The organism is Pseudoalteromonas sp. KS88 (genome assembly GCF_004766475.1).
GTDB lineage: Bacteria > Pseudomonadota > Gammaproteobacteria > Enterobacterales > Alteromonadaceae > Pseudoalteromonas.
On the sequence record NZ_PYHV01000011.1, the window covers coordinates 67,692 to 93,706 of the forward strand.

Genomic DNA, 26,015 nt, shown 5'->3' on the forward strand with positions numbered 1-26,015 from the left:
TCCCGAATAGGCAAGGTAGTAATATCTTGCCTATTTTATTCCCTCCCCTTTTTGAGCCTATGTTACTTCCACGTTAATATATTCTATATAAAGTACCTATAACCACGCATTTATTACTGCTATCATGAGATTATTAGACTTAGTGGTAAAATGGATATTATGAGTTTTTTTTCTAATAGTAAGTTGCTTAGTGTAAGCATATTACTCATGTTAGTAAGCGGGTGCGGCGGAGATAGCTCTAAAAAAGAGACTAACTTTGAAGTTGCTGAATCAAACTTAATCATTTCAGTTGAATCAGGCCTCTCTGAAAGCTTTGATAATGATCTCATAGAGCTTAGTGCACCAGCCAATGCAGTATCATCTGATACCAGCTTTATCTATAGTAAAGTGGATGTAGATGAGGCTAATAAGGCACTTAATATTGTCTCACCTCTTTATACTTTTACACCCAGCGACATCATATTTACTAATCCACTAACAGTCACTATTACGGTACCTGATGCCACCGAGCAACAAGCTTATACTATTGTTCAGCTCGTAGATGAATCTTGGCAGCCATTGGCGAGCACAACGACTAATTTAAACCAAATCAGTGCACAAATATCAGCATTTGGGACTTTTGCCGTACAATCTCGAACTTTACCACTCGTTGCAAAAACAATTGGACCGCAATGTGTTGATAATCAAAACGAGCAAATGTTGCGATTCATCCACGTTGCAGATTTGCATGCTCGTTTTGGTTTTAAAGAACAATATTTTAGTCGCATTAAAGGCTATTACAATGCTGCCATCGCAGAACAACCTTTCACTTTATTTACCAATGGTGGTGATGATTACGAAAAAGGGACCGTTGCAGAGCAAACATCAATGGGACAAGCAACTGTTGAGGCAATTAAAGCGATGGCTTTTGATGTCAGAGTTGTTGGTAATCATGACTATGCATGGGGACCTGAACAACTGCTCGATTACGCAAGTGACGAAAACGCAATAGTTCTGGCCAGTAACACCACCTATGAAGGTGCACCCGATACAACGTTTGACGCAGTTGACTTCTCTGTTGTCCAAGTTGGGTGTTTAAAAGTAGGCTTTTTTGGTATGACTTCAGTGCCTTGGAATGAGCTGGATGAACCACTTGAAACTGATCCTATCCCTGATTTCATCGCAAACTTTAAAATGAATTGGCTATGGCAGGATGTCGCACAAGAGCTGGTCAATAAATACCGCCAAGATGTAGACTATATGGTTATGGTGAGCCATTTAGGCGAAGGGTCAGATGTACGTGTTGCGCAAAATGTTCCGGGCATTGATTTAGTTTTAGGCGGACATACTCACGGTGGCGAAAGTTATCAACAACTAGATAACGGGACCATTGTTATACAACCCAACTTTTTCGCGCAAGGGTTAACAGACTTAACATTAACATTTGATGCCCAAACAAAAACAGTAAAAAATATAGACTACAACACGGTTGCTACAACGTCAGTTTCAACAATTGATACCAACACTCAGCGTGAAGTTGATATGATCATGGGTAAATATGCCCCAGATGCCCAAACAGAGATAGCTCTTTCACAAAACTTCCCAACTGTTAAAGAGCTCAGTCAAATAACAGGACTCGCAACACAACATCAATTTTCGAATATAGACGCCGTGTTGTTCGATCCAACTCAAGTACAAGATCGTTGGACCCCAGGCACGCTGACTCAGGAAGATTTTCATAATGTATTTCAAGTCGAAAGACAGCCTTCTAATACATCCGGTTTTAATGCCATATATCAAGTGACGGTGAGCGGCTCAGACCTCAAAGTAATGGCAGCAGCTGTGCCTGAATGGGTTTACATAGCACCAGATAGCGTCTTAGACACTCAACTATATATGGTAGCTTTACATAAGGGGCCGGCTTTTAATGGCGACTTATTTTTTGGTAATGTGACCTTAAATGATCCAACTTTACTGGCCGAGGCTTGGGCCATACTTGATAATTACGCGCGCTTTCGTACCAGTCAATGCATGTATATTGACGTTGATGAAGTACTCAGCGCATGTAAAGTCGATGACAGTATTACCATTTGGAACTTTGATAATCCTGAAACGCCATTATTAGCAGACACCGGCCCAGCTGTACTAAGTTATTACGACCCTGAATCTGATAATTGGGGTGATGAGAAAACACAGTTTAAAACAACCACCGAATTAAACATTTCAGATCTAAAGGAAGGCCCTTCAGGTGTGATGGCATTTGCACGTCATAGCCCAACAGAAGGCTTTAGATTAACAGCCAATACTCCCGCTAATGGCGACTTTAAGGAACAAAATCTCATTTCTGATTATACATTAGTAATGGATGTGCTATGGCCTGAGGGCAGCGACAAAAGTTGGCGCTCGTTATGGCAAACAGATTTAACAAACCTCACTGATGCTGAACTTTACTACAATACAAGTAATGGCATCGGCATAACAACCACTGATAGCGGTTACTTTGGTGAGCTAAACAGCAGTGAATGGAATCGAATTGCGTTTGTATTTTACGCCGCCCCTGCTAATGGCGTATTAAAAATATATATTAACGGCAAACTTGCTGGCGTCAAAGATGAAGGAGAAATTGACGCTCGCTGGGCAATTAATCAGGCCGCATTATTATTTACAGAGAACGATTATGAGACCGAAGCCGGTTTTTTAAACGCTATGCTGTTCGCTGGGCGTACTATGACTGACAAAGAAATTGCATCCCTTGGCGAAGCAACACACTCGCTTTCATTTACTCAGTCAACTCGACAGTTAAATGAAGCTGTAAAACGTCATTATCAAAGTGCACCTGTAATTAAACCTAACGTGTGGCTTCAACAACGCAGCCAATTTTTTAACAAAAACCGAGCCAGTGTAAATAATTGATTACAGTTAAGTTAGGTAAATAAGGGAATACGTTTCCATATTTACCTAACTAATAGCACTTATAAAGCATTAAAAATTAAACGCTTACATATAAAAAGAACATATCGCCATAAAACGCATGCTGATAACATGAGCTAGGCAAGTAGGAAGCTATTAGGTATTAAAAATTCCGTCCCATTTAATTTACAATTTGGCTCTGGGCTAAATAAATGCAACCTCTTCCCCTAATCACATTTATGGTTAATCATCCCACTCATTAAACAACACTAAACGCAGTGCTTAATTGCGGGAGAATTAAAATGAGTGATGAAAAGAACCCTTTAGGTTTAGTTGGTATCGAGTTTACAGAATACGCAACACCAGATGCTGACTACATGGATAAAGTATTTACCGATTTTGGTTTTTCTAAGTTAAAAACATTTAAAGGTAAAGACATCGTTTACTACAACCAAAACGATATCCACTTTTTGTTAAATAATGAACGTGGTGGTTTTTCAGCAGAATTTGCAAAAAGCCATGGCCCTGCAATTTGTTCAATGGGCTGGCGCGTTGAGAATGCTCAACATGCATTCGAAACTGCCGTAGCACGTGGTGCAAAACCAGCAACAGACTCAACACATAAAGACTTACCATACCCAGCAATCTACGGTATCGGTGATAGCCTAATTTACTTCATCGAACAATTTGGTAAAGACGGCTCTATCTACGATAACGACTTTGAAGATTTAGCTGAGCAAAATGTGGTTGCTGATAAAGGCTTCCTACGTATCGATCATTTAACCAATAACGTTTATAAAGGCACTATGGAAACATGGGCTAATTTTTATAAAGATGTATTTGGTTTCACTGAAGTACGTTATTTTGATATTAAAGGCCAGAAAACAGCACTATTATCTTATGCACTTAAATCACCATGTGGCACCTTCTCAATTCCAATCAATGAAGGTAAAGGCAACGATAATAACCAAATTGATGAATACCTAGGTGAATACAATGGCCCAGGTGTACAACATTTAGCATTTTTGACTGATGACCTTGTAAGCTCACTTGATAAGCTAGATAAATCAACGATTGCAACTCTTGATATTATCCCTGAGTACTACGAGACAATTTTTGACCGTGTACCGTGGGTTAAAGAAGACAAAGAAAAAATCCGTGAGCATCAAATTTTGGTAGATAGCCAAAGTGAAGACTGTTACTTGCTACAGATTTTCTCTAAAAACTTATTTGGTCCAATCTTTATTGAGATGATCCAACGTGTGGATGATGGTGGTTTTGGTGAAGGTAACTTCCAAGCACTGTTTGAATCGATTGAGCGTGATCAAGAGCGTCGCGGCGTTCTTTAAGCTTTAGTCTATAAAATTAAAAAGCAGCGAACTCGCTGCTTTTTGTCGTTTAACCTATTTTATAAATCACAATCTGATTTTCACTGTTTAAATCGCGCTAATCATCACCATATCCACTGTAAAGCGCGACTGACTAAACCAAAGGAAATGTAATGAGTTTAATTAACGAAACCCATGATATAAATTTAACTAGCTGGGTAGCCTCAGCGAATGTTGCAAACTGTGACTTCCCTATTCAAAACTTACCATTTGCAGAAGTACGTCGTAAGAACGCTGACGAAGCTTTCCGTGGTGCTGTTGCTATTGGCGATCAAGTTATAGACCTTGCAAAAGTAAATGAATTAGCTATTTTTTCAGGTGATGCGCAAACTGCTGTTGCAGCGGCAAGCCAACCGACACTCAATGAGTTTATGGGCTTGGGCCAGCAATATTGGTCAGCACTACGTTTAGCGCTTTCAAAAGCACTTCGCGAAGGTGCATCGGAGCAAGCTTTATTATCTGAGGCGTTAATTGCCCAAGCAGATATCGAATTCGCATTACCGTGTCGTATTGGCGATTACACTGACTTTTATACGTCAATTTACCACGCTACAGCCGTGGGTAGCTTATTCCGCCCAGATAACCCATTACTGCCAAACTACAAATGGGTGCCAATTGGTTACCATGGTCGCTCATCATCAATCGATGTATCAGGACAAACTTTCCATCGCCCTAATGGCCAAACTAAAGCACCCGATGCAGAAGTGCCATCATTTGGTCCATGTAAACGCTTGGATTATGAATTAGAGCTAGGTATCTACCTAGGTAAAGGCAATGAACTTGGCGATGCAATTGCTATCGAAAATGCTGAAAACCACGTATTTGGTTTCTGTGTTTTCAATGATTGGTCTGCACGTGACTTACAAGCGTGGGAATATCAACCACTAGGGCCTTTCCTAGCGAAAAACTTTGCCTCTACCGTTTCGCCTTGGATCGTCACTACTGAAGCGCTTGCTCCATACAGAACATCATGGACACGCGATGAGAATGATCCACAACCAATGGATTACCTTGAGTCTTCACAAAACCGTGAACTAGGCGCATTTGATATTCAGATGGATGTACAAATCGAAACGCAAAAAATGCGTGATGAAAAACACACACCAGAGCAAGTATCTAAGTCTAGCTTCAAACATTCATACTGGACAGTAGCGCAAATGGTTACTCACCACACTGTAAATGGCTGTAACTTTATGCCGGGTGATATGCTTGGCTCTGGTACACAATCAGGCCCAACACATGAAGAAGCCGGTTCATTACTTGAATTATCGCGCGGTGGTAAAGAAAAAATTACCCTGAGTAACGGTGAGCAACGTAGCTTCTTAGAAGATGGCGATAATGTAATCATGCGTGGTTGGTGTGAAAAAGAAGGTTTTGCACGGATTGGTTTTGGCTCAGTTGAAGGCACTATCCTGCCAGCTAAGTGATTAATTAACCAATATTTTTAATATAAAGTTAACAAATCAAAGCGCCCAACTGGGCGCTTTTTACATATAAATGAGTAAGAATTACAATTTTTTTCTGGCTTTTTTATCTCAAATTGCTATCGTGGACCAGTTAATAGCCAGTATTTATGAGCCATGTCAGTATTTATTAAGTCTTTTTACCACAAATTATTTCCTACCCGACAGCTATTGATCCGTCAAAATGGCGAGGTTAAACATGTGGTTTTAGCGCCTTGGCTACAAATTTCAATTGTTTTAGCTATTTTAGCAGCCACAGTGTGGCTGGTAACAACAACCGTTCACGTTTACTCTCAAACGAATAAAATTTCAGACATTGAAAAAAGCCAAATAACAAAGCAACAACAATGGCAACAACAACAGCAAACTCAACAAGCACTACATGAAAAACAATTAGAGCAATTAGCTGCACTTGAGCAAAAGCATGCTTTACTGCAAAGCATGATTGAATCGTTACCTGAGTCTATTAGCAAAGTAGGCGAGACTGATGCTGTTCAAATTGAAGAGAAAAAACAAGGTGATTTTCATGAGCCTCTTGTTGATGAACCGGTTAGTGGTAAAAATACGGCGCACCTAAACAACTACTCAGCAGAGCAACGATTCGCTCTTTTAAGTGAGCACTATCAAAACAATTTTACCGCACTTGAAGCACACATAGAAAACCGCCAACAACGTATTTTAGCAACACTTAAAGTGGCGGGAATTGATGATGCCATTTCAAGTCGACTACTCATCAATTCGAATGACACCGCACAGGGTGGCCCACTCAATGTATTTGATGAATCAAAAATTCCGAGTGAATTTTTAGCCATCGCTGATAAATTATTACTGCTAAATAGCCTTGAAAGCTTACTTAATGAGTTACCGCAATCTCTCCCTGCCGCAGATTATTATATTTCAAGCAGCTACGGTTTGCGTAAAGATCCTATGAATGGTCGCAGAGCATTTCATAAAGGCGTTGATTTAGCTGGTTGGCATAAAACCGAAATTTTCGCACCTGCTGATGGTACAGTCCTACGTGCTGGCCGTAATGGCGGTTATGGTAATTTTATTGAATTAGAACATAAGAATGGATTTGTAACTCGGTTTGGCCACCTTAATAAAATTAAAGTTAAAAAAGGCCAAACGGTCACTAAAAATGACGTAATTGGCTTGATGGGTAGCACTGGCCGAAGTACTAGTACGCACTTGCATTATGAAGTGTTACTCAATGACAAGCATGTTAACCCTGTTAAAATTACTAAGGCGCTCGCACGTGTTCGGTAAAAAAAAGCAAACTAATACTGGTTTAACTGGTAACCAATTAAAAAGAACCAACAACACACCTTCTATTATTTCTGAAGATATGCGCCTCACTGGTAGTTTAACCAGCCAAGGTGAAGTTCAGCTCGATGGCCGAATTGATGGTGATGTACGTGTTAGCCTGTTAGTGATTGGTATTACTGGTGTTGTTGAAGGTAGCGTGGTTGCTGATAGCGTTGTTGTAAAAGGAAAGATCATCGGTTCACTCAATGCGGGTAAAGTTATTATTGAACAAACCGCAGAATTACATGGCGATATATACCAAGATACCCTGAGTATCGAAGCTGGCGCAACGATTGAAGGAAACTTAAAACAACGCCATGAAGCAGAAACCGTCGAGCTAAAGAGCACCGAAAATGATAAACCTGATCTTACTTCCGTGTTAGATACAGGTGACAGTGACTTGTCATTTTTCAATAAACAATCTGCCGAGAAAACAAAGTAACTATTTCTTTTTTGTAATGTACATTGTTATATCTGCGCTAAAAACTAGCTCGTTACGGGTGTTATAAAGCCTTACCGGCACCACTAAATCTTCTTTATCTAACCATTGCCTTGGCATTTGAATTTCTGCAATAGCTGTCACGTCAGTATCTACTTTAGCTAAGTAACTCACAGTCATCCCTTTAGGGATCCAGCGATGGGTTTTGTATGGGACGGTTGCATCAACCATAACGCCAGCGCATAGCTCAGCTAAATTACATTGCGCAATCGCATGAATAGTACCGATATGATTATGTACGCTGCGCCTATTTTTTACTACTGCACTACAATAGCCCTCTTTCAAATCCAAAATATAGGGTTTCATTGAACCAAAATATGGGGCTTTAAAACATACAGCCTTAGTAAATAACCAATTACCAAACGGCATATTCTTTAATCTTAACCATGTTTTTAAAACTGCAGATTGTTCACTCATTATTTTTCTCATGTGAATGCTTTAATAATCACAAAGCTAACACATCAGACCAGTTATAAAAAGCTAAAAAACATCATATTCTGTTAAGCAAACTGTTAGGAGCTGTTTACCTTTCAAGGTTAAGTTTGCAGCAGTCTGTTTAGTAGTTGGTAGGCAGCGCCTATGTGGCGTGATTATTCCTCGTAAATAGGCGATAACGCAGCATCAATGCCAAACAGGCGCAACCCTTAGGGTTCTGCCTAGGGGCAATTTACTCTTTGTTGCCTACATGAATAGTGGTAAAGGGCGTGATCAGAACGCGTAAGCTTCGCTCGGTTTTGACTTAGCTCACTAGGTTACAAACCTCGCGCCGCGATTAAACCGCCCATAGCTGAACACATTATAATCCGAAATGATAAACAGACCCTAATACAATGATGACTTTAGATATTTTCTTCTTTTAATAAATAGAGTGCTTTCAATTTACCTACAAGGCACTTAAAATATTGTTTTAAAGGAGTTCGAATGTACCCACCCCAGTCCAAACATACTATTAACTTGCTATTGATCCTTGCGCTTCTTGTGATTTTTTGCCCTTTGGCAATTGATATTTATCTACCCGCATTTCCAACAATTGCAAAACAATTTCAAGTTGGTGAAAAACAAGTTCAGCAAACCGTGGCTATTTTCATGCTAACGGTAGGACTTGGGCAGTTAATCGCTGGCCCACTAGCAGATAAATTTGGCCGTAAACCAGTTGCGCTCGTTGGCGTAAGCCTTTATGGCATAGCTTCTTTAGGCGCTTACTTTGCCCCAAACTTCAATACCATGTTAGTAGCACGTGCCGTACAAGGGTTTGGAGCATGTGCAACTTTTGTAGTGGCCTTTGCAATTGTCAGAGATAGGTTTGGCAGCGAGCGAAGCGGCCAAATGATCACTTATTTAAATGGTATTGTGTGTTTTATCCCAGCATTAGCACCTATTTTGGGTGCTTGGCTTACAGTTCAGTTTGGCTGGCGCATGAATTTTCTATTTTTAGCTGGCTTTGCGTTTCTAGGTCTTATTGTTACCTTACTTATGTTTAAGGAAACCCGCCCTGCTGATAGTGTTTACGATGGCCATATCCTCGACTTAAGGCGCTTTATTCCAATTATAACAACCCCTATTTTTCTTTTTAATAGCTTAATTTGCATGGTAGCCATGTCTGCAATTTTGGTATTTGTAACGCTGGCACCAGGCTGGCTTATTACAGAGCTTGGCGGAAGTGTTGCTGATTTCACTTTCTGGTTCACAATCAATGCTGTACTGAGTATTTTAGCAAGCTTCACCATGCCTGTATTTATAAAGAAAAATGCAACTAAAGCGTTAAAGTGTGGTTTATTGATACTCATAGGCTCTGGCTTTTTGATGATACTGTTGAGTAATCTAAAAACGCCTTTGGCATTAATGACACCTATGTTTATTGCGGCATTTGGCTTTGCTTTAACGTTAGGCTCTGCGGCTGGAGGTGCGCTCAGCATATTCCCAAAACAAGCGGGAACTGCGTCTGCTTTAATTGGACTTATGCAAATGAGCGGTGCAAGTTTGCTCGTATTTTTGACGCAATATCTTAATTTATCGACTCCGCAATTAATTAGTGTTCACTTTTTATTGCTGCTCCCTTTTTGCTATTTACTTTTCAAAAATAAATATTAACAATGCGTTATTTAAGTAAGCACACCCAACAAGCGAGCCAGGGCTCGCTTTTCTTTTTAACAAATTTTGTTAATATGATGCCCATTAAAATCACATGCCTTAACAATGATAAACGTTGAATTTTTATTATCTTTCCTCGCAGCCAGTTTTTTAATTGCTGTTGCTCCTGGCCCCTCTAACGCATTTCTTATGGCGCAAACATTTGCTAATGGCCGCGCGGCGGGTTTACAAAGTGCATTTGGTTTTGCCCTTGGCGGCGTAGTACACACTTTATTTGCCGTAGTTGGTTTAACGGCTATCTTAAAAGCCTCTGAGACCGCTTATGCGACGGTGCAGTATGCAGGCGCTGCCTATCTTTGCTATTTGGGTGCTAGTATGCTTAAAAGCACGTTTAAGGAGCCACAATGCAATAGTGACGAGAAGCCTCATATCACGACCAAAAAGAAATCCAACGTTATGTTTCAAGCGATGATGACAGAAGTGCTTAACCCAAAAGTGGCGCTGTTTTTTATTGCTTTTATACCGCAGTTTGTTGATCCCTCCCTATCAAGCTCAACCACGTTTCAACTGGCATTTTTTGGTTTACTCTACCCTATTTTTGCTTTTCCTATTGACTGCACATATATTTACTTCGGCGATAAAATTGCACACTATTTTAGAGCACATCCACAAAGCCAGATTTGGATTGACCGCATAACAGGTGTAGTATTTATCGCACTGGCCATTAATTTACTAATGTAATAACAATAAGAGTCAATATGGAACAAAAATTACAGTCACTCCCAGCGCATAAAAATATCGCTTTGGTTGCTCATGATGGTAAAAAAGCAGCTCTTCAAGCTTGGTGTAAAAAACACCATGCTAGCCTTAGCCAACATACATTGTATGGTACAGGCACCACAGGACATTTAATCGAACGAACCACCGGGTTAAACGTTGTAAAACTATTAAGCGGCCCTATGGGGGGCGACCAACAGCTTGGAGCAAAGATTGCTGAGCACGAAGTGCATATGCTTATCTTCTTTTGGGATCCACTTGCATCACAGCCCCATGATCCTGATGTAAAAGCATTGCTAAGATTGGCTGCGGTATGGAATATTCCTGTAGCCTGTAATGAAGTCAGTGCGGATATGCTATTAAGCTCAACATTAATGAACAGTGAGCTTGAGCGTACCTTGCCGGATTACGAAAAATACCTCGCTACTCGGCAAGTAGATTTATAAGTAGGCACCTACTACTTATAAAGCATATTTGCCCACTTGGTTAAACCGGCGGTAACACTACCAAAGTGGTCGCCGTTCACCATATTAATATCGCCCAAGTGCTGTTTGAGTGCCGCTTTTATTAATGGCGACTGTGCACTGCCCCCAGTTAAATAAATAACGTCTGGTACAACGCCTGCCTCTTTAATTGCTTCTTTAGCCAGCGTCACTATTTGACTTATAGAGTCTTCAACGGCTAACGCGAGATCTCTTAAATCCAATGTTTTAGCTAAATCCGTCGCTAGAAAGCCTAAATTACAGTTGTAACTTTGTTCAGAAGATAAGGCTATTTTAGCGGCTTCGCCTTGTTGCACTAGCTGGTGCCCCTGCTTATTCTGTTGTAAATTAATTAAACGTTGGAAAAGCGCTGGTTCATTTGCATCACGAAGTGCAGTAATGAGCTCACGAGTATGCGCTTGTGCGTAAAATTGGCTTTGTAAATTTACATCGTTAATTTTACATGCCTGCCAAAAAGGTTGGTTGGGCAATGGTAAGCCAGATTTAAACGTACTACCTAAACCGAGTAAAGGCATTAAGCCATGATAGCTCAGCGCAATATCTAGGTCGTTTCCACCGATACGTTTACCGCTGTGAGCTAAAAAGTCATGATCTCGCTCGCTGTTACCGCGAAAGTCCGGGCCCATTTGCACAAATGAACAATCACTCGTACCACCACCAATATCAACTACGAGTACTTTTTGGTTTTGAATTAAATTACTTTCGTAATCAATTCCTGCGGCTAAAGGCTCATATAAAAAGGCAACGTCTTTAAAGCCCGCACGTTTTGCAGCACGCTCTAAAATACCGATTGCTTGCTGATTCGACTCTTCACCGCCCACCGCTTGAAAGTTAACAGGACGGCCAATCACAGTGTGAGTTAATGACTGCTTGAGTGACAACTCTGCTCGTTGTTTTATTTTTAAGATCATTGCCGTAGCAATGTCTTCAAAAAAGTTAATTTGGCCTTGTTTTAAACCAGTTGCACCAAAAAATGATTTCGGTGATTTAACAAAATAGCCTTCTTCAGGGAATTGCACATACTCGCTAATCGCTTCTCGGCCAATGAATATACTTTGTTCATCATCCGCTAAATCAAGGTCAGACTTTATGCGTGGCAATGTATTAAGTAAGGCTTGGCGCTGGCTTTTATAATCGTGCTCGAATGGGGTGCCTGCTAGGTTCTTGGCAACAAAATCAACGACCAATGCGCTATGGTGAGTATAAAGGGTCGATGGCAAGTAATGCTTACCTTGCTCTAATGGTACAAGTTCAACAAGGTTGTTTGCACCTATAACACCCATTGCACAATTAGAACTACCATAATCAAAACCTACTACCATTGCTTCACCACACTGACGACAAAAAGGCCGCGCAATTTAGCACATTTAACGCAGCTTTAAAACGTTATTCCTGCGGTCGCTCACGTAAAAAGCTAGCAAAACGTGGTAGACCATTTTTTGTATAGCCATGGTATCTGTACGTAATAAGAGCACCAATCGCTGGCGGGTGGCGCCTTTGTTTATCACTAAAGCCCGTTCCTATTTTAAATGTAACCCCAGCGTTATTTTTTACTTTTAAGGCACCAAGCATCCCATGGTATTTTCCTTTGCCTGGATGATGAGCAATGACTGTTGCCTCATCGTCAAAATATGGCTTAAGTTTTAACAACGCTGAAGAGCGACCACTTTGATGTTTAGCGCTTGCAAGATGCAGCATCACCCCTTCACCACCGCGTTTAGTTATTCGTTCAAAAAAGGCGGTGAGAGCTTGGTTTGACAAAAACTGGTGCTGTTCTACCCCAATAATATGCGGCTTGTTAATTGCTCTAACTAACTGTTGGTAATTTTTGTAGCGAATACTAAAAGGATTTGTCTGATCGGGCATATCAAAAATACGAAACGTCACCCTTTGCCACTCACTGTCGGCTGGATTGGCTGTGCGCACAATGCCACTTAAAGCCGCAAAGTCATTATGCTTTGTCCAAAGCTCACCATCGAGCCACACTTGAGGCAAAACACGGCTAAACCAGCGAGGTGGTTTAATTGAATTACCATTTCGCGTGACAAACTCAGCACCAGTCCAAATGGCCCTCACGCCATCAAACTTTTCACTCACTAAGTATTCAGACACATCCACTGTGCTGCTTTTATCATACACTTTTGCAAGCTGAACACGTGGCGTAACACTTCCCTCATCAGCACTTTGGGCTAAACCAGTTAAGGGCAGTATAAATAGCCATAAATATAATAAGGTATAAAATCCTTTTTTCATCGTCGTATCCTTACAAAGTAGATACGCAAACTATAGTTTATTTTGTACCCATTGCAAAAACTCTTGTAAATCGACGAGCTGTGCAGTCGCTTTGCTGAGATCATGATTTAAGGTATGCTTATTAGGCACCGCTACCACAGCGAGCTCTGCATTAAAAGCAGCTGTTACACCGGTATGGGTATCTTCAACCGCAACGGCATTCGCAGGTTTAATTGCAAGTGTTTGCAGTGCTAATAAATAAGGATCGCCAGCAGGCTTTGGGTTTGCAACATCATCCTTCGTTACTACACAGTCAAACAGTTCATAAAAGCCATACCCTTTAAGAATAGGTAGGGCTTCATCCCTTGCACTGCCTGTAACTAACGCCATCTTTAAACCACTTTTTTTAACCGCGAGCAAGGTTTCTTTTGCAAATGGCATAAGTGGTGGCAAGTGAGTTGTGACAAATTCACTAAAATAATCATACTTACGTTGTGCAAGTGCTTGTGGTGTAATTGCTAAGTTATAATATGCAACGACTTCTTTGGCCGCTTCTACGGTCGCTTTACCTGAAAAATGCTGACAAAACTCCTCTTCTTCATAGCGAATACCATACTCGGCTAAAATGTCATTCCAGCAATTAAAATGCACACTTTCAGAGTCAACCAAGGTGCCGTCCATATCAAATAGTATTGCCTGTAAAGTCATCGTCATTCCTTATTGAACCTGAACTCTGGTTAAGAGATGTACTAGTGTATTGATATTAAATCACAAATATATTTATTATCCAGAGCTCAGGTTATTTAAAGCGCTAAAAAAAGGCGCACTCGGCACCTTTTATAATTGATAAATTATCCTACGAGGCCAGCAGGCGGCTCAGCAAATGCTTCTTCGCCAGTTTCCACATCGACCAATTCATAACCGCGCTCTTTACGAACCACTTTAAGCACCGGTTTTTCAAACGCCGTTTTTAACCGATCACTATCGGCTTGCAATTCTTCAACAGTATTACCAAATGGTGCCGCACCGGTTTCAGACCAGTTTGTTACTTTACCATTTAGGTTATATTCAACTTCATGAATTTGATATTGCGCTGCTTCATCTTTGGTCGCTTCACAAAAAATTACACGGTAGTTCCAAAATCCAGCCATTATTTGTCTCTTTTCTTTATCAGTTAATGAGGGCTACTTTAGCAGTATAAACTAGCAATAGAAATGAAAAAACCCGCTTTAAAAGCGGGTTTTATTGTAATTAGTTAACCTTAAAAGAAGTTAACTTTAAACTCTGCGCCAATAAAGCGCGGTTCGTTTACGATTGCTGAGTTATTACTAAAATCAACACCGCCGATGAATACTTGCTCATCAGTTATGTTACGAGCAAAGGCTGCTACTTCATACTCATAATCGCCCGAGAACCATTTATAGCCAGTGCGCACGCCACCTTCAAGTAGGGCTTCACCAGTAAATTCAACTGATTCATATAAGAAAAAGTCAATTTCACTGCGGTAAGACCAATCAGTGTAAGCATAAAACTCACCGTCACCTAGCTCTTGTGTGTAACGTAAAGTAAAGTTAGCAATCCACTCTGGTGCGTGAGGTAAGCTGTTACCATCAAGGCTAAAACCTTGGTCAGTCGAAGGGTCTGTTATAGTACATGCAAAACAACCTTGCGAAAATAATGCATCATCCTGCAACTCAGTATTGTTGTAACTAAAGTTGAATGTTGCGTCAAAGTTATCAGATAATACCCATTGAGTATCAACTTCAAAACCATAACCTACTGTTTTATCAGCGTTAAGTAAGCGTGCAGTGTTACCAGCATCACCACCAACAGCGGTTAGTTGCTGGTCATCCATTTGATAGTAAAAAACAGTCGCATTAATACGACCACTACCATCAAGTACATCTGACTTGATACCTGCTTCAATAGAGTTAATTGTTTCAGAGTCAGCAACCGTTACATCATCGCTAAACAGAATACGGCCTTGAACACTTGGTGCACGGAAACCATTCGCTGCACGAACAAATAAGTTAATATCATCAGAATATTTATAAGCTGCTGCTAAATCCCATGATACATGGCTGTCTTCTGGTGCCACAGACTTAGTTAGGTTAGCGGTAGTTGACTCAGGTGATGCATAACGTGATGCAGTAAAGTCACGCTTATCATCTGAATAACGTAAACCTGCAGTGATTTCTAACTTATCAGATAACTGATATTCACTTGAGGCAAATACTGCCCAAGCAGTCGTTTCTTGATCTTGACGTACGTAACCCGTTAAGAAATTGGCGCCTAGACCATCATAACCATAAGTTTCGATAACTTGCTCTTCATTATAATAAAAAGCACCAACTTGATAGTTAAAATCACCAGCAAAGTCACTCGATAAACGTAACTCTTGCGTGTATTGATTATGATCAGGTAAAGCATCTGCCGTTTCTGATGCTAAGAATATAAAACCAGGCCCCATCTCTGGAGTTGGGCAACCAGGAACAAATGTGTTACCACAACCAAAACCACCATCAACATCCGCGCGAGAGTAAATTTCTGCACTTTCCCAGCCGCTGATTGAGGTTAAGGTATGAGCATTAAAGTCATATTCAACTTTTAAACTTGCGCCTTGTGATTCAACATTTTGCGTCGCGAACTGTACTGAATCTTGATAAATAACTTCTGGGTCAAAGCCAGCACGTGGTTTGTTCGTACCTGCTTCAATCGCGTTTGCATGAAAGACAATTGGCTTACCATTTAAATCACGTGTGTGATAATTAAATAGTGCACTTAGGTCATCTTTTTCATATAAAAATTGTACACGAGCAGCTGTTTCTTGATAACCACCCGTTGCGTCATCAATTTCATTACCAGCTAAACGGTTATCAATATAATCATCACGCTCTTGACGTAATAAAGATACACGAGCAGATACGTTATCTGTTAACCCACCACTTACAGCACCTTCAAAATCAATTGAATTGAATGAACCATAAGATAAAGCCGCATAGCCTTCAAAATCTTGTGTTGGGCGTGCAGAGTCAATTTTAACTAAGCCAGCCGGTGTATTACGACCAAACAACGTTCCTTGAGGTCCACGAAGAACTTCAACTCGCCCCGTATCAAATACAGGGAAACCTTTTAAAATAGGGCTTTCTTGAACAATTTCATCTACCACTAAAGAGACTGGTTGTGATGAGTTCAAATCGAAATCTGAGTTACCAAGACCACGAACATAAAAGCGTGGGAATGAACGACCAAACGAAGATTCAACGGTTAAACTTGGGATCTTCGCATTTAAAAAGCGAATATCCATACCAGCAGAGCTTGCTGCTTCTAACCCGTCACCTTGCAATGCAGATGCTGCAACAGGAACTTCCTGCGCATTCTCTACACGTTTACGTGCGGTAATTTGAATAACTTCTAATTGGTTGTTTTTATCTGCAGCGGGGGCGTCTTCTGCTGCGCTTGAAAATGAAGTACCTGCTACTGCAGAGAACAACGTTGCATTAATAAGGGTTGCTAACGTAGATCTTTTCATTGCTTTCATGTTGGGGTTTAGCCTTTTTAATGCACTCTTGTTCAACGGTTAAGGTGTTGCGCCAAATTCACTCGGCGGGCTCAATCAATTTTTCGCGCCTTGAATAATCTGCGCGGACCTCTTAGTCGAGAGTGCAAAACGAAGTAAAGAGGCTGATCGAACGGACGATATTATAGCACTTCATGACACTTTTACTGCATTAATACGTATAAAAAAACAAGTTTTTTACAACTTTTAGCAACAACATGACGACTTTTAGACTCATTTATGCAAATATTTCACACTTTAGCGGACATATGTCCTGTATTAAATAATTGCAAAAATTGTAGCGAAAGCACAGAGTTGGTAATGGTTATTATTTCAGTTTTTATTTTAGGTCACCACTTGGGTTTACGAACTCTGGACTCGCAAGTTCGCAATTATGTTTATTAAGTAAACAAATAATGGCTAGGTTTAGTTCTTCTATGACGTCTAGATACTTATTAAAATCGGTAGTATTTACATAACTCAATACATCGACTTGTAATGCCCATGGCGTAAATCCCTTAAATTTTACTCGACAGGGCTCATTACATATCTCTTCATGTTCAGTCAATAACTGTTTGAATGCTGTTATGAAGGCATGCAGATCGTCCTTCTGCGTTTTGGCACTCAGCATTAAATTGGGTCGATAAGAAATACGCTCTCGCTCAGAAATATTTTCCAGTTGCATATCGACAAATTTAGCGTTTGCGACATAAACAACTGAGCGTTCGAGTGTTCGGATCCGCGTTGCCCTCAAACCAATTTCTTCAATAGTGCCAATATGATTATCAAACTTGCACAAGCTACCAATTTTTACTGGGGCTGAAATATAAAGCGTAATTGCACCAATAATATTTTCAACTGTTTTTTGTGCGGCCAGCGCAATAGCCAAACCACCAATCCCTAGACCCGCAATCAATGTGGTTGCATTAAAGCCTAGATTTTCAAACCAGATTAAAATCGCCATAATCATAATGATAACTTTGAAAACATTACTCATTGGACGCAACAAATAAACTGCCTGAGGCTTGTCCTGCATTATAAATCGATCAGCTAAACGATGTTTTAGTATGTCGACAGCACGTATAAACACCCAAACCCATGCAATTATTAAAACGGTTGCCCCCTGGGAGATAGCAACAACTGCGAGTGTTACATTAGCTTTATCATTAAATGTACGTGCCAAAATAACAGCCATTAATAAGCAAATGGGTCCTTTGATAAAGGCGAGTATATCCGCAGATGTATGAACGCTTAATCGGTGTATAATTGCAGCAATAATGCGTGTTATAAGCACTGCAAAAAACACGAATCCTAAAAAAGTTGCTGTAAAATATACCCACTGCCACAACATCACTCCTAATAATTCAGCTTGAGGCAAGTGTCTATATAACCACTCTCCCACAGCGTTGTAACCAAACTCTTCAATCAAAAATGGGATTTTACTTACTGTCGCATTTGAGATTTTCCAAATGCGAGGACTCCCATTATTTCCTGGAACACGTTGTAAAAGAATTTGGATAGGGCCAATTGAAGTCGGGATTTGTGCGACCAAATCTCGGTAATCGGGTACACCTTCATTTTGTTTTCCTTCTGGGCTTTGGCTTAATGTGTCTATATCAACCCATACAGTTCGGTCTAAAACCAATAATAAGTCTTCAGCTAAAAGTGCTGGTGAAATACTTTGCACGTTTAGGGGCAAATTACGTACATCTAAATATTTAGCCGCTAATTCAAAGTTTCGTGCCCGTGCTGCTTTAAAGTAAGCTTGCATTGCAGAGCGTGGTGTTAATCGATGAAACTCATCATAGTATAACGAGCTCGATTCCATGGCTTGTTCAGTGCTTGTTTTATGAGCTGCTGATAGGTCTTTAGGCTGTGAGGGGGACGTTGTTTGTGTCTTCTCTTTGTCCTCATTATCCATGATTGATTTTACGGTAATTACAGGCTCTGCAAAAACACCAATACTTAAACTGGCAAGCAGAATCATCATTACCCAATTTAAGCAACCACCCCTCACGTTCTCAGCCATTCATTTATCCTTGGTATTTTAAAAGTAGCCTTTAAGTAGCAAATGTATTTATCCGTCTCCAGCCTGAGGCTTTTAACGGTAACAAAGCGAATATACTCGTCAATAATTGGCCTATTGCAAGTAAATTCAACACAGGTAGCGTTGAACGTAGCCGCTGGAGATAGGTCTATTATTCAGAGTTTAGGTTAACTATAAGAGGCTATACGATTATTTAAAAGTTAATCATTGTTTTAATCAAATTGGCTATCGTTATTTACGCAAGTTATTTGACCAAGATGATGGTACACGCTAACGTAGCTTTTCAAATATAAGGGATACATCGCCCACCTACCTTTGAGGTATATGATGAATTTAACAAATACACTTTCAAAAAATTGGTCAATGCTTTTTATTCGGGGCCTGATTGCGACTGTTTTGGGTGTTATTACTTGGTTTGCTCCTGAGGCATCGCTCAATATTCTGTTGCTCTTTTTTGCTGGATACTTTTTATTTGACGGCTTACTAAGAACGTGGGTTGCATGGAGTTCAAAACAACATAACCCATATTGGCGCTGGTTATTAATCGGAGGGGTTTTATCTTTCATTGCAGGGGCAGTCACTTTATTTGCTCCAAATGTCACAGCCATACTGTTACTTTATTATGTTGCAGCGTGGGCCATTACGATAGGCGCTGTTGAAATACTTGTTGCCATTAAGCTTAGAGCTGAGATAACTGGGGAGTGGTTTTTAATTATTACTGGTGTCATTTCGGTTGTTTTTGGCTTGTACTTGGTTTTTAACCCCAGCGCCGGTATTCATACTTTGCTTTGGCTAGTTGCAACGTATGCTGTTGTTTTTGGTACTTTGATAATGGGCTTTTCGCTCAAATTAAAAAAGCTCGCAACACACGTTAATTGATCCCTTATACCCACACACCTAAAGGTGCTCAATTGTGTATGTCACAGGGGCTTAAACTTAAGCTGTATTAACACCTATTATAGGAAGTAATAAGCATAAGAGTAAGCGCCTGTGAAAAGCTCAACGATTGAAATAGTTAAGGTAAATACCCAAGCCAATTATCTATAACTTAAATTCAGCAACTAACCCATTTAATTGCTGAGACATTTCACTCAGTTGCTCACTTGATTGATGCGTATGCTTAGCCCCCAACTGTGTTTGTTCAGCAATGGCTGCGATCTCAGACACATTGTGACTGATGTTTGTTACAGCGGTTTGCTGTTCGCTGGTCGCTTGCGCTATTTCTTCATTAATAGTAAATAGCACTAGTACGGCCTCATCGATACTTTGCAAAGTATGTGTACATTTTTGGCTTATTTTTAGACCTTCCTGCGTTGCGTTTTGTGCTTGTAGCATTTGTTCAACAGTAACCTGTACACGGGTCTGTAATTGCTCAATCATAGCTTCAATACTGCCTGTTGAGTCTTGGGTGCGTTTAGCCAGTGTGCGTACTTCATCAGCAACCACAGCAAAACCTCGCCCTTGTTCACCAGCCCTAGCCGCTTCTATCGCCGCATTTAACGCAAGTAGATTGGTTTGTTCCGCGACTTGCTTAATCACATTTAAAATATCACCAATATGTTCTGATGCGGCCTGTAATTCTAGTACTACAGATTGCGCTTGCTCTACATTGTGAGCAACTTGAGTAATTGAATTGAGATTATCTGCAACATGCTCTAGACCTTGCTTGCTGAGCATTTCAACTTTTTGTGTGGTGTTTAAGCTTTGCTCTGTCTGGTTAGTAACAGAGAGAGCTTGTGAGCTAAGCTCTTCAATATTGTTTGCAACCTGCATTGTTTGCTGCTTTTGTTCGATAATTCCTACTTGTATCTGACTTGTTACACAAGCCAACTCTTCAGCTTGGGATGCGAGCGTACTGGTATTATTACTGATAATATTCAATACCCCTTTGAAGTCGTGATTCATTGCATTAAAAGCACGCGCCATACTGGATAGCTCATCTTTACCATGGCTTTTTAAAACAATAGTTAAATCTTTTGTCGCTGCTATGTCATTCATGGATAATGTTAGCTTTGCCAGAGGTTTAGTAATATTACGCGCCACCAAAGAAGCCAAAATGACCAATAGTAAAACATAACCCAATGTGCTTATTACGCTAACTATAAGCATTTCTGTAAATTCTGACTCTATGTCATCTAAATATATCCCAGTGCCAATCACCCATTGCCCATAGTTTAAGCGCTGTACAAATGAAGACTTCTGTTCGAGCTCTGTTGAACCTGGCTTAGGCCACTGATAATAGACAAACCCATTGTTATACGCTTTAGCAGTGTTAACAAATTTAGTAAACGCAGTCGCAATAAATGGCTTTTCGTGTTGCGTCATTGATAAGGAGTTAAGTTGAGGTTTGATAGGATGAAGTACCATCTCTCCATTGAGGTCAAATACAAAAAAATACCCGCTTTCACCATAGCGAGAGCTTTCTACAATGCGTTTAATTTCACTCTCTAGTTTTTTAGGCGAATTACCATATGTAATTTGTAGTGCGGCAATCTGACTTTGTAGATTATTAATCAATAGTTTGGCGCTGGCTTTTCGCTCTAACAGCATATGATCTTTAAGGTCATAGGCACTGTGTATTTGTAAGATAAAAATGATGATACTTGCAAATGCAATTATCAGACGTAATTTTGCTGATACTTTTAAGTTATTCAAACAGTTGGTTAACAATTTCATGGTTTTTCCAAGTAATGACAACATAGAGCGAACTCTCATTAACACTTGAATTGTACCTTTATCTTCAACAATTTAAATAGCCGTATAGACTTTCAACTACCTAAATAAACCGACTACGCTTTAATGTATTGATAATTATTACCTTTTACATAAACCTCAAATGTAAACAACTGTAACCGAGGTTAGCGCCACAACGTAATTTGAGCTTCAATGATGCTTTTTGCGCGTCAATGCTATTTCACCATCAATATGAATATCGCGTTGTGGGAAAGAAATGACCACATTATGCGCTTCGAATATTTTATAAATACTAAATCGAATATCACTACGGACTTTTCTAAGCATGGTCTCCGATTCAGCACACACCCAAAAAACAGCATTAAACACCAGTGAGCTTTCACCAAAATCATCAAAGAACACAGATGCTGCGGGAGCCGGTAAAATTGATGTGTTTTCATTAAGCACCTGCATAATTAGCTTTTCCACCAGCACCACGTCTGAACCATAAGCAACACCAACACTGACGGAAGAGCGTGCATTGCGATCTATCAAAGTCCAATTTGTTACTGTGTTTTCTAATAACTGGCTGTTTGGTACTAGCATATGAACACCGTCGTTTCGACGGATCCGTGTTGATCGCGTTTTTATTGTTTCAACAACGCCTTTAGCAGTTCCAACTTCCAAGAAGTCTCCAATTCTAATCGGACGTTCCCACATCAGAATCCAACCACTTATAAAGTTATTAATAATATTCTGTGCGCCAAAACCAACACCAATAGCAATAGCCCCTGAAACAAAAGCAAATGCAGTTAAAGGAATACTCAGTACTTCTAAAGTTGTAAAAACAAGTATCGCAATGCAAAGTACTAAATAAATACGCGTAAATAGTAGTACCGCATCAGGACTCATTTTTTGGGCCAGTAATGCCTTCTTAATTAGGCGCCCTGTTCGCGTGACCACAAACCACATTGCAAATAATATAAGGGGTACTTGGATTATTTTAGATACGGTAATACTGACATCACCGTAAGTGAACAGTACATAAGTTAAATAGTAAGTAATTTGATCTAGGTTCATAGTGGTCCAAATGGGCGTAATTCAGCGTGAATAACTCTAATAAAGCCATAATACGTTTAAAATACATTATTGCTAAGGTCATTATGGCATTTATTGAAAAAGCGTTAATTTTTTGTGTTAATGCATCTTTTAACGAATTTGAAAAAACTCTTTGCAAATAGGTATGACAATCAGCTCTGTGATCATATCAAACACATCATATTTAGAATGTACGATAGAAAACGACATTATGAAAACAATCAAATTTAAGCTACTTTTTGCACAAGACGGCTATTTTTATGCCTAAAACTCCTATTTTGCGCCCAACTGACTCATTATTTCGATAAACTTAATTGTATATAATCTAAAATTTGCTAAGTTAGTTGGTTAATGCCTTTGTCACACTTTAAGGCTTATTCTTATATTGGAGCTTTTATGCGCAAATCTCTCATCGCTAGCACTATTGCTAGCGCTTTACTATTATCAGCTTGTAGTTCACAACAAGTTGAAGACTCAACTGAACAAGCAACGCAGGTACAAACAGTTAGTGTTGATAACGTTTTGATGAAGCCAAGCCCACTACAATATATGGCGCCAGAATTTGATAAGTTTGGCACTAAAGACTATGAACCTGTATTCGATGCAGGTATTACACAGCAAAAAGCTGAAATTGCAGCCATCGCAAATAATCCTAAGCCGGCTACTTTTAAGAACACTTTAGTCGAACTTGAACTCTCAGGTGAGCTACTCGATAGAGTATCAACAGCATTTTACAACTTATCTGGCTTAATCTCTGATAGTGAGTACCAACGTATTGCTGCGAAGATGGCTCCTGTGCTTTCTGCTCACTCAGACGATATTTACCTTAATAAAGCGTTGTTTCAACGTGTTGAAAGCATTTATAACAACAAAGCTAAGTTAAGTGCAGAAGATCAAAGACTTGTCGATTTTTATTACACTAAGTTTGTCAATGCTGGCGCAAAACTTGATGAAACTCAAAAATCAAAGATGCGTGAAATTAACGCGGAACTTGCAAAATTATCAACGGCTTTCTCACAAAATGTTTTAAAGTCATTTAAAGAAGATGTGATTCTAGTAACAGATAAAAGTGAACTTGCTGGCCTATCTGAAGGACATATAGAGAGCTTAGCCGCTGCCGCTAAAAAAGCAGGCAAAGAAGGTTACATGATCACGCTTGTGAACACCACTCAGCAGCCAATTTTAAGCAGCCTAGAAAACCGTAAACTACGTGAGCGCATTTTCAAAGCATCTGCAACACGTGCACAAGATACAAATGGCCCTATCATCATCAAAGAAACCAACTTACGCGCACAAAAAGCGGAGTTGTTAGGTTATAAAGACTGGGCATCCTATGTAATGACTACCAGAATGGCTAAAACCACTGAGAATGTATACGGCATACTTGATGACTTAGCGCCAAAAGCTGTTAACAAAGCGAAAGCTGAAGCGGCTGAAATTCAAAAAGTAATTGATGCATCAGGTGAAACTTTTGCTTTACAACCTTGGGACTGGGCATTTTATTCAGAAAAAGTTCGCCAAGCTAAATATGACTTAGATCCAGCGCTAGTTAAGCCATACTTTGAAATGCAATCTGTGATCCACGACGGCATGTTCTTCGCAATGGAAAAACTGTACGGTATTACGTTTAAAGAGCGTAAAGATTTACCGCTTTACCACGAAGACGTAATGGCATTTGAAGTATTTGACGCTGATGGCAGCGCAATTGGCTTGTTCTATATGGACCCATATGCACGTGAAGGTAAACGTGGCGGTGCATGGATGAGTGCATACGTTGGCCAAAGTGGCTTAAAAGGCACAAAACCAGTTATTTATAACGCGCAAAATATTCCTAAGCCTGCAGAAGGTCAGCCAACCTTAATGACCTTCTCTGAAGTAACGACCATGTTCCATGAATTTGGCCATGCAGCGCACGGTTTATTCTCAGACGTTAAATACCCAAGCCTTGCAGGTACTGCAACCGCACGTGACTTTGTTGAGTTCCCGTCACAAGCTCACGAAGATTGGAATATTGAACCAACAGTGCTTGCGAACTACGCTAAACACTACAAAACGGGTGAGCCGATTCCAAAAGAGCTACTAGATAAAGTACTAGAGTCACAAAACTTTAACCAAGGTTTTGGTACAACTGAGTATTTAGCAGCCGCATTACTTGATATGGAGTGGCACTCATTTGGTTCTGACACTGAAATCAATGATGTTCAAAAGTTTGAACACGAGGCCCTAGAAAAGCACGGTATTGCTTATTACCCAGTACCTCCACGCTATAAGTCTTGCTACTTTAGCCATACTTTTGCTGGTGGTTATTCAGCGGGTTACTACGCCTACCTTTGGACTGAAGTATTTGCAGCTGATGCATTTGCTCATATGACTGAGCAAGGCGGCCTTACTCGTGAAAACGGTGATAACTTCCGTAAAGAAATTTTATCAAAAGGTAACAGCCGTGACTTAATGCAAAGCTACATTGAGTTCCGTGGTCAAAAGCCAACTACAGACGCATTACTTAAGCGCCGTGGTTTAGTAGAATAATAACTACTTAATTTTGCAATAAAGCCCGCACACTGTTGCGGGCTTTTTGTTATAGTAAGGCTTTAAAATTACTGATGTAAAATCATGACCTACCTTTTCACAACTACCCTACTTTGGGCTTTTTCGTTTAGTTTAATCGGCGTGTATTTGGCAGGCCAGGTTGATGCATGGTTTAGCGTGTTAATGCGTGTAGCCTTAGCAACATTAGTATTTTTACCGTTTTTAAAGTTTACAGCCATACCCAAGGTAGTCATTACAAAGCTCATGCTAATTGGCGCAGTACAACTAGGTGCCATGTATGGCTTTTATTACCACTCTTTTTTATACCTCAGCGTGCCCGAAGTATTACTCTTTACTGTAATGACACCTTTATATATCGCACTGTTAAACGATGTACTTGAACGGCGCTTTAACCCCCAATATTTGTTTGTCGCACTGTTGGCAATTGCCGGAGCGGTGGCTATTCGCTATCAAGGTATTGATGAGCATTTTGTTACAGGGCTATTACTGGTTCAAGCTGCAAATATTTGCTTTGCCACCGGGCAAGTCACCTACAAACGCTTAATGGCTGGCAGTGAGCTACCACAACGTACTGTGTTTGGTTGGTTTTTTGTTGGCGCACTAATTGTTGCATGTGTATGTTTTGCTCTATTTGGTGATACCAGCAAACTTCCCACCACCAGCACCCAATGGGGAATTCTTATTTACTTGGGCGCAATTGCCTCTGGCTTTGGTTATTTTGCATGGAACAAAGGGGCAACTCAGGTTAACGTTGGCGGCTTAGCAGTGATGAATAACTTACTCATTCCCGCCGGGATTTTGGTTAATGTTATAATTTGGAATCGCGAAGCCGACCTTATAAAGCTCAGTATTGGCGGCGCCATTATTGTGTTAGCACTGCTTTTAAATCAGTACCTTAATAGAAATGCCACAAATAAAGCCTAGACTGTCATTAGTTAATT

20 protein-coding genes are annotated in these 26,015 nt (G+C 40.1%); 11 read left to right on the plus strand and 9 right to left on the minus strand.

Features of this window, described 5'->3' with window-relative positions; all coding sequences use genetic code 11:
• The first annotated feature begins 159 nt into the window (after window positions 1-159).
• The 5 genes from C7Y70_RS07250 to C7Y70_RS07270 all read left to right on the plus strand — a co-directional run bounded on the left by C7Y70_RS07250 (window position 160) and on the right by C7Y70_RS07270 (window position 7,487).
• On the plus strand, window positions 160-2,892 hold the full coding sequence (locus tag C7Y70_RS07250; protein WP_135474019.1) for a metallophosphoesterase: 2,733 nt from the start codon (window positions 160-162) through the stop codon (window positions 2,890-2,892).
• A 299-nt stretch (window positions 2,893-3,191) separates the two neighbouring features.
• Window positions 3,192-4,238, plus strand: a complete 1,047-nt coding sequence (gene hppD / locus C7Y70_RS07255) for a 4-hydroxyphenylpyruvate dioxygenase (RefSeq protein ID WP_099294524.1) — start codon at window positions 3,192-3,194, stop codon at window positions 4,236-4,238.
• 152 nt (window positions 4,239-4,390) lie between these two features.
• A complete protein-coding gene (gene fahA / locus C7Y70_RS07260) occupies window positions 4,391-5,704 on the plus strand; it encodes a fumarylacetoacetase (protein WP_058559870.1) in 1,314 nt (437 codons plus the stop codon).
• Window positions 5,705-5,857: 153 nt separating this feature from the next.
• Window positions 5,858-7,006: a M23 family metallopeptidase gene (locus C7Y70_RS07265; protein WP_135474021.1), complete on the plus strand. Its 1,149-nt coding sequence runs from the start codon at window positions 5,858-5,860 to the stop codon at window positions 7,004-7,006.
• Complete coding sequence (locus C7Y70_RS07270; RefSeq protein WP_058559868.1) at window positions 6,996-7,487, plus strand: polymer-forming cytoskeletal protein; 492 nt, start codon at window positions 6,996-6,998, stop codon at window positions 7,485-7,487. Before C7Y70_RS07265 ends, C7Y70_RS07270 begins: the two co-directional genes overlap by 11 nt.
• Here the strand turns inward: C7Y70_RS07270 and C7Y70_RS07275 are convergent, their stop codons facing one another.
• Window positions 7,488-7,961, minus strand: a complete 474-nt coding sequence (locus C7Y70_RS07275; protein WP_099294840.1) for a hotdog fold domain-containing protein — start codon at window positions 7,959-7,961, stop codon at window positions 7,488-7,490.
• Window positions 7,962-8,465: 504 nt separating this feature from the next.
• Here C7Y70_RS07275 and C7Y70_RS07280 point away from each other — a divergent pair.
• The 3 genes from C7Y70_RS07280 to C7Y70_RS07290 all read left to right on the plus strand — a co-directional run bounded on the left by C7Y70_RS07280 (window position 8,466) and on the right by C7Y70_RS07290 (window position 10,858).
• Window positions 8,466-9,635: a multidrug effflux MFS transporter gene (locus C7Y70_RS07280; protein ID WP_135474023.1), complete on the plus strand. Its 1,170-nt coding sequence runs from the start codon at window positions 8,466-8,468 to the stop codon at window positions 9,633-9,635.
• Between the two features lie 105 nt (window positions 9,636-9,740).
• Entirely contained in the window at window positions 9,741-10,376 is a 636-nt protein-coding gene (locus C7Y70_RS07285) for a LysE family translocator (RefSeq protein ID WP_135474025.1), read from the plus strand.
• 17 nt (window positions 10,377-10,393) lie between these two features.
• Window positions 10,394-10,858, plus strand: a complete 465-nt coding sequence (locus tag C7Y70_RS07290; RefSeq protein WP_087532055.1) for a methylglyoxal synthase — start codon at window positions 10,394-10,396, stop codon at window positions 10,856-10,858.
• A gap of 11 nt (window positions 10,859-10,869) precedes the next feature.
• On the opposite strand, the gene yegD is transcribed toward C7Y70_RS07290, so the two are convergent.
• From yegD to C7Y70_RS07320, 6 genes are all read right to left on the minus strand, one after another.
• Window positions 10,870-12,237, minus strand: coding sequence for a molecular chaperone (yegD, locus tag C7Y70_RS07295; protein ID WP_135474027.1), 1,368 nt, complete (start codon window positions 12,235-12,237; stop codon window positions 10,870-10,872).
• Between the two features lie 64 nt (window positions 12,238-12,301).
• Complete coding sequence (locus C7Y70_RS07300; protein ID WP_135474029.1) at window positions 12,302-13,168, minus strand: DNA ligase; 867 nt, start codon at window positions 13,166-13,168, stop codon at window positions 12,302-12,304.
• Between the two features lie 30 nt (window positions 13,169-13,198).
• The gene (locus C7Y70_RS07305) at window positions 13,199-13,855 is read right to left on the minus strand and encodes an HAD family phosphatase (RefSeq protein WP_135474031.1); all 657 of its coding nucleotides are present in this window, start codon (window positions 13,853-13,855) and stop codon (window positions 13,199-13,201) included.
• A 143-nt stretch (window positions 13,856-13,998) separates the two neighbouring features.
• Complete coding sequence (locus C7Y70_RS07310) at window positions 13,999-14,298, minus strand: hypothetical protein (RefSeq protein WP_135474033.1); 300 nt, start codon at window positions 14,296-14,298, stop codon at window positions 13,999-14,001.
• Between the two features lie 110 nt (window positions 14,299-14,408).
• Entirely contained in the window at window positions 14,409-16,688 is a 2,280-nt protein-coding gene (locus tag C7Y70_RS07315) for a TonB-dependent receptor (RefSeq protein WP_135474035.1), read from the minus strand.
• Window positions 16,689-17,046: 358 nt separating this feature from the next.
• On the minus strand, window positions 17,047-18,735 hold the full coding sequence (locus tag C7Y70_RS07320; RefSeq protein ID WP_135474037.1) for a mechanosensitive ion channel family protein: 1,689 nt from the start codon (window positions 18,733-18,735) through the stop codon (window positions 17,047-17,049).
• A 342-nt stretch (window positions 18,736-19,077) separates the two neighbouring features.
• Here C7Y70_RS07320 and C7Y70_RS07325 point away from each other — a divergent pair, with 342 nt between their 5' ends.
• On the plus strand, window positions 19,078-19,632 hold the full coding sequence (locus C7Y70_RS07325) for a DUF308 domain-containing protein (RefSeq protein ID WP_245321408.1): 555 nt from the start codon (window positions 19,078-19,080) through the stop codon (window positions 19,630-19,632).
• 162 nt (window positions 19,633-19,794) lie between these two features.
• Here the strand turns inward: C7Y70_RS07325 and C7Y70_RS07330 are convergent, their stop codons facing one another.
• Window positions 19,795-21,429: a methyl-accepting chemotaxis protein gene (locus C7Y70_RS07330; RefSeq protein WP_135474039.1), complete on the minus strand. Its 1,635-nt coding sequence runs from the start codon at window positions 21,427-21,429 to the stop codon at window positions 19,795-19,797.
• Between the two features lie 207 nt (window positions 21,430-21,636).
• Window positions 21,637-22,506 carry a mechanosensitive ion channel domain-containing protein gene (locus C7Y70_RS07335; protein ID WP_135474041.1) on the minus strand — a complete coding sequence of 290 codons (870 nt, stop codon included), beginning with the start codon at window positions 22,504-22,506 and terminating at the stop codon, window positions 21,637-21,639.
• Between the two features lie 414 nt (window positions 22,507-22,920).
• On the opposite strand from C7Y70_RS07335, the gene C7Y70_RS07340 reads away from it, so the two are divergent.
• Together C7Y70_RS07340 and C7Y70_RS07345 are read left to right on the plus strand one after the other, a co-directional pair.
• Window positions 22,921-25,053: a M3 family metallopeptidase gene (locus C7Y70_RS07340; RefSeq protein WP_135474043.1), complete on the plus strand. Its 2,133-nt coding sequence runs from the start codon at window positions 22,921-22,923 to the stop codon at window positions 25,051-25,053.
• A gap of 84 nt (window positions 25,054-25,137) precedes the next feature.
• On the plus strand, window positions 25,138-25,998 hold the full coding sequence (locus tag C7Y70_RS07345) for a carboxylate/amino acid/amine transporter (RefSeq protein ID WP_135474045.1): 861 nt from the start codon (window positions 25,138-25,140) through the stop codon (window positions 25,996-25,998).
• Window positions 25,999-26,015: the final 17 nt, after the last annotated feature.

What these genes read in the sequence shown, in the direction of transcription:
- C7Y70_RS07250 (WP_135474019.1), top strand. Translation starts at nt 160, where the DNA reads ATGAGTTTTTTTTCTAATAGTAAGTTGCTTAGTGTAAGCATATTACTC.
- hppD (WP_099294524.1), top strand. Translation starts at nt 3,192, where the DNA reads ATGAGTGATGAAAAGAACCCTTTAGGTTTAGTTGGTATCGAGTTTACA.
- fahA (WP_058559870.1), top strand. Translation starts at nt 4,391, where the DNA reads ATGAGTTTAATTAACGAAACCCATGATATAAATTTAACTAGCTGGGTA.
- C7Y70_RS07265 (WP_135474021.1), top strand. Translation starts at nt 5,858, where the DNA reads ATGTCAGTATTTATTAAGTCTTTTTACCACAAATTATTTCCTACCCGA.
- C7Y70_RS07275 (WP_099294840.1), bottom strand. Translation starts at nt 7,961, where the DNA reads ATGAGTGAACAATCTGCAGTTTTAAAAACATGGTTAAGATTAAAGAAT.
- C7Y70_RS07280 (WP_135474023.1), top strand. Translation starts at nt 8,466, where the DNA reads ATGTACCCACCCCAGTCCAAACATACTATTAACTTGCTATTGATCCTT.
- C7Y70_RS07285 (WP_135474025.1), top strand. Translation starts at nt 9,741, where the DNA reads ATGATAAACGTTGAATTTTTATTATCTTTCCTCGCAGCCAGTTTTTTA.
- C7Y70_RS07290 (WP_087532055.1), top strand. Translation starts at nt 10,394, where the DNA reads ATGGAACAAAAATTACAGTCACTCCCAGCGCATAAAAATATCGCTTTG.
- yegD (WP_135474027.1), bottom strand. Translation starts at nt 12,237, where the DNA reads ATGGTAGTAGGTTTTGATTATGGTAGTTCTAATTGTGCAATGGGTGTT.
- C7Y70_RS07300 (WP_135474029.1), bottom strand. Translation starts at nt 13,168, where the DNA reads ATGAAAAAAGGATTTTATACCTTATTATATTTATGGCTATTTATACTG.
- C7Y70_RS07305 (WP_135474031.1), bottom strand. Translation starts at nt 13,855, where the DNA reads ATGACTTTACAGGCAATACTATTTGATATGGACGGCACCTTGGTTGAC.
- C7Y70_RS07310 (WP_135474033.1), bottom strand. Translation starts at nt 14,298, where the DNA reads ATGGCTGGATTTTGGAACTACCGTGTAATTTTTTGTGAAGCGACCAAA.
- C7Y70_RS07315 (WP_135474035.1), bottom strand. Translation starts at nt 16,688, where the DNA reads ATGAAAGCAATGAAAAGATCTACGTTAGCAACCCTTATTAATGCAACG.
- C7Y70_RS07320 (WP_135474037.1), bottom strand. Translation starts at nt 18,735, where the DNA reads ATGGCTGAGAACGTGAGGGGTGGTTGCTTAAATTGGGTAATGATGATT.
- C7Y70_RS07325 (WP_245321408.1), top strand. Translation starts at nt 19,078, where the DNA reads ATGATGAATTTAACAAATACACTTTCAAAAAATTGGTCAATGCTTTTT.
- C7Y70_RS07330 (WP_135474039.1), bottom strand. Translation starts at nt 21,429, where the DNA reads ATGAAATTGTTAACCAACTGTTTGAATAACTTAAAAGTATCAGCAAAA.
- C7Y70_RS07335 (WP_135474041.1), bottom strand. Translation starts at nt 22,506, where the DNA reads ATGAACCTAGATCAAATTACTTACTATTTAACTTATGTACTGTTCACT.
- C7Y70_RS07340 (WP_135474043.1), top strand. Translation starts at nt 22,921, where the DNA reads ATGCGCAAATCTCTCATCGCTAGCACTATTGCTAGCGCTTTACTATTA.
- C7Y70_RS07345 (WP_135474045.1), top strand. Translation starts at nt 25,138, where the DNA reads ATGACCTACCTTTTCACAACTACCCTACTTTGGGCTTTTTCGTTTAGT.